The 3681-nt window shown below is 61.3% G+C and carries 5 protein-coding genes; all 5 read right to left on the minus strand.

The genetic code is table 11. From position 1 onward, the window contains the following. Positions 1 to 320: hypothetical protein (locus EKD05_RS26200; protein WP_165360981.1), on the minus strand; the 320-nt coding region annotated here is incomplete at its 3' end. A 114-nt stretch (positions 321 to 434) separates the two neighbouring features. Then, positions 435 to 680, minus strand: a complete 246-nt coding sequence (locus tag EKD05_RS27375) for an SUMF1/EgtB/PvdO family nonheme iron enzyme (RefSeq protein ID WP_129678366.1) — start codon at positions 678 to 680, stop codon at positions 435 to 437. A gap of 122 nt (positions 681 to 802) precedes the next feature. Further along, complete coding sequence (gene avd / locus EKD05_RS25175) at positions 803 to 1147, minus strand: diversity-generating retroelement protein Avd (protein ID WP_129678368.1); 345 nt, start codon at positions 1145 to 1147, stop codon at positions 803 to 805. Beyond that, positions 1144 to 2220, minus strand: a complete 1077-nt coding sequence (locus tag EKD05_RS25180; protein ID WP_129678370.1) for a reverse transcriptase domain-containing protein — start codon at positions 2218 to 2220, stop codon at positions 1144 to 1146. Before EKD05_RS25180 ends, avd begins: the two co-directional genes overlap by 4 nt. A 156-nt stretch (positions 2221 to 2376) precedes the next feature. Next, the coding region (locus EKD05_RS25185) for a formylglycine-generating enzyme family protein (RefSeq protein WP_165360982.1) at positions 2377 to 3681 on the minus strand (1305 nt) is incomplete at its 5' end.

A 3681-nucleotide genomic window follows, 5' to 3' on the forward strand; every position in this document is an offset into this window, starting at 1 on the left:
ACCACCCGCTGGAGATAGGTGGCAAGCAGCGTGGCATGGGCCTCTGTGCGCTGACCATCGAGAAAGAGATGCCCGTGGACATCACCCGCCACCGCCACCTGCGGACTGCCGGTCACCGTCTGCACATGGACACGCGGCACCTCGGTTGGCGACGGCAGCGGCACCTCGGTTGCACACGCGGCCAACACCTCGGCCACCGCCGACGCCCCATCGCGGGCCCGCAGCCGATCAAGCGTGGCGGTCAACGCGGCATCATCAAGCAAGCCCTGCGCATGCAGCCCCAGCAATTGCGTAATCGTCGTCGCAAGGGGATTGTTCATAGGAAAAACAGGTGCGCCATCCCCTGATGTTCAGGCATCGTATGGCCTTACTAGCCCTGGCATGGCGCGGTTCTCTTTGGCCCCTTCTGCCGTGTCGCGCAGAACTGACCGGGATCAGCGCTGGCACCCTCCTGATACAAAGCGGAACCATCCCGCCCCCTGGGGTACGGTATGGCATTTGGCCGCACCAGTCAGGTGCCGGGCAAGCCGAAAACCCACATTCCGATTATGGTTGTCGGGCGTATTATGGTTGCGGTTGGCCGCGCGCAGGTTGAACGATTCATCGTTCCACGAGCCGCCACGGGTGTGCGCCGATCCACTGACGCTATTATAACGCCTTCGCGTTGATGATGCATGCATAACTGTTTACACGTCTCGTGGGAGCGCGGGCGGCTCGCCCGCATCCAGGCCCGCGCGGGCGAGCCGCCCGCGCTCCCAGGGTGGTGGTTTCCCTCAACTCTGAACAGGTACATGCATGCCGATCAGGTGGCCTGCTCAATCCAGGCTCCCAGCAACCGCCCGACTTCATCAATCAGACGCGCCCCATGCTCGTAGCGGCCCTGTTCGATCAGCTGCAACGTATGGCATAAACGCCAATGAAGACGGAGCTGTTCAAGACGAACATCCGCTTCCCATAACTGACGTCGCCGTTCAGCACGTTGACTCTTGCCCGCCGCGATCAGGCGTTCATGGACATCCAGGGCAGCGTTTTGCACGCGCAACGCCATGATAAACCGATGGCTCTTGGGGAATTGCATGGTCGCCGGAAGCAACCAGGCCAGCAGATCATACATCTTGACAAAGACAGGCGATGGTTGAAAGCTCATCGGTGACCTCGACGTGGCACGACGAGACCCTTGAGTAATTGGGCGCGTAATCGATAGGTGCTGCCATGCGAGGCATGGGCAACCCACCCATTGATGCTAGCCTGAAGGCGTTCCATCGGGAGTTGCGCATCTGCAAAAGCGAGGAACAGGCGGCGCATCCGCCGCTTGAAGCGTACCACATTGGGCCGTTTCAAGCGCCGATAGGTGGGATAGAGCCGAAAACCCAGAAAGGGAACTCCGGTTGCCGTCGGGTAGATCTGCGTCTTGCGATCATGCAACACCAACCGCAAGCGCGTAAGCATCGTCATGATCGCTGTTCGCCAGTGATGCAACTGTGCTTTCTCATTGCTAAACACAAGCCAATCGTCGGCATAGCGCACATAGGCTCCCGTGCGGAGCTCCTGCTGCACAAAGGTATCCAACTCGTGCAGGTAGACGTTGCCCCAAAACTGGGACGTCAGATTGCCAATCGGCAGCCCCCGAGGGCGTTCCAACGGGTTCAAGAGATCGTCGCCAGGAAACCACTGCATGGTATACTCGCTCTCCAGGTGCCCGGCCCCGGTCGCCAAGATCAGGTCAATCAAGGCCATGACCTGAGGATCAGCGATCCGGCGGGCCAACAAAGCCCGGAGGATCTGATGATCCACACTGGGAAAGAACTGGACGATATCACCTTGCAAAACATAGCGATAGCGGCGGGCCAGGGCTTGCGCTGCATCGAGGGCACGATGCGTGCCTTTGCCGACACGGCACGCATACGAATGATGAATAAACCGGCACTCGAAGATCGGTTCAATGACGGCACAGAGGGCATGATGCACCACCCGATCACGAAAGGGGGCCGCACTGATCTTCCGTCGTTTGGGTTCGGTGATATAAAAATGGCGATAGCCACCTGGTTGATAGGTTCCCGTGAGTAGTTCGCTTTCCAACGTCAACAAGTTGCGCTCGAGATGATACTCGAACGACGCGACTTCCCCATTGCTCCGTTTGCCACGGCGCGCCCGGTGAAAGGCATGCCAGAGGTTGTCAAAGGAAGCGACCTGGGCCAAGAGATGGTTGTATGTTTTCATCGCTCTCCACCCCTACCTGCCGCGCCGTTGCGCCACAGGCGCAAGCAAGGGGGTGTGCCCCCTTGCATCCCCCCGGCACCGCGCCGCGCCCCCGCTAGCCCTACCTGTGCTACCTGCATAGCGGTACTTACGTCATGCGACAGAACACAGAACACTTTACACATGTGGGTGCCGGGCAAGCCGAAAACCCACAACCCGAAAATGGTTGACGGGCGAATTAAGGTTGCGGTTGGCCGCGCGCAGGTGGAACGAAACATCGTACCACGAGCCGCCACGAAGTGTAAAGCGTTTTCTGGCCGCATCAGCTTCCTCTTCCCGTCCATTGTCAGGTTCAGGATCATAGGGATACGGACGATACACGCTCCGCGTCCATTCCCACACATTGCCCGCCAGATCCAGCACCCCGTCCGGCGTCGCCCCGGCCGGGAAACAACCTACCGCAGTCGTGCCACGATAGATCTGATCAAAGTTCGCCCGTTCACCCTCAGGCTCAGCCGCCCCCCACGGATAGATCCGCCGCATCGGCCCCCGCGCCGCATACTCCCACTCTGCCTCGCTCGGCAGCCGATAGACAAAGCCATCATCCAGGTACGCCGTCAGCCAGCGGCCAAAGGCCATGGCTTCATACCAATTCACGCCCACCACCGGGTAGTTGACGCGCCCATGTCCGAACGCTTCATCATCCCATGCCTCTGGCTGATCTTTGCGCTGCCGCTGCTGCCACCGTTCCAACCCCTCGGTGGCGGCATCATCGCGGGCCAGCCACGCCCGCCCTGCCGCATCCCACCAGGGGGCCGTTGGATCATACCCGCCCTCGGCAAGAAACACCGCATACTGCGCATTCGTCACCGGGTAGCGCCCGATCGCGAACCCGGGAACGGGCACCTCCACCTCATTCTCTGAACGTGCAAACCAACCCTGCCACTCCTCTGGCAGTTCGGCACGCTCCGCAGCGGTTACCCCCAGCATTACGCTACCCCCAGGCAGGGCCACCATCGCGGGTGGCAGCGTGCAAACCCCGGGGCGGGGGTCGCCCAGCGGCGCAACCAGGGCGCCCGCCTGAACGCGTACCGCCACCGGGACGGTCGGGTCGGTGATCAGGCTCGCCAGATCCGCCGCCAGATCCGCCTGGAGTTGCTCGAATTCGTCGCCCCCGCGTCGCAGCCGCTTCCAGCCCACATCTGCCGCGATCACTGCCGCCAAGAGCAGATCCTGCTGTCGCTGCCCGGCACTACGCTCGCGCAAACAGCGCAGTCGGTTCAGGAATTGGTACGGGATGGCAAACAAGCCTTCATGCACCGCATGCCCGAGCCCCAGCATCATCGGAATCTGCCACCGGTCGTCGTGTCGCACGGCCATCATCTGCTCGACGAAGGCCGGACGACTCACCAGTTCCAGGCCCGCCAGATACTCTTGGAAGGTCTGATGCGGAAAGACATAGTCTTCCCCGGCCCCCTGCGC

Origin of the sequence: Candidatus Chloroploca sp. Khr17, from assembly GCF_004138165.1 — a bacterium.
In the GTDB taxonomy this organism is placed as follows: domain Bacteria; phylum Chloroflexota; class Chloroflexia; order Chloroflexales; family Chloroflexaceae; genus Chloroploca.

Coding starts and splice junctions, on each gene's coding strand:
- avd (WP_129678368.1), bottom strand. CDS start 1,147: ATGAGCTTTCAACCATCGCCTGTCTTTGTCAAGATGTATGATCTGCTG.
- EKD05_RS27375 (WP_129678366.1), bottom strand. CDS start 680: ATGCATGCATCATCAACGCGAAGGCGTTATAATAGCGTCAGTGGATCG.
- EKD05_RS25180 (WP_129678370.1), bottom strand. CDS start 2,220: ATGAAAACATACAACCATCTCTTGGCCCAGGTCGCTTCCTTTGACAAC.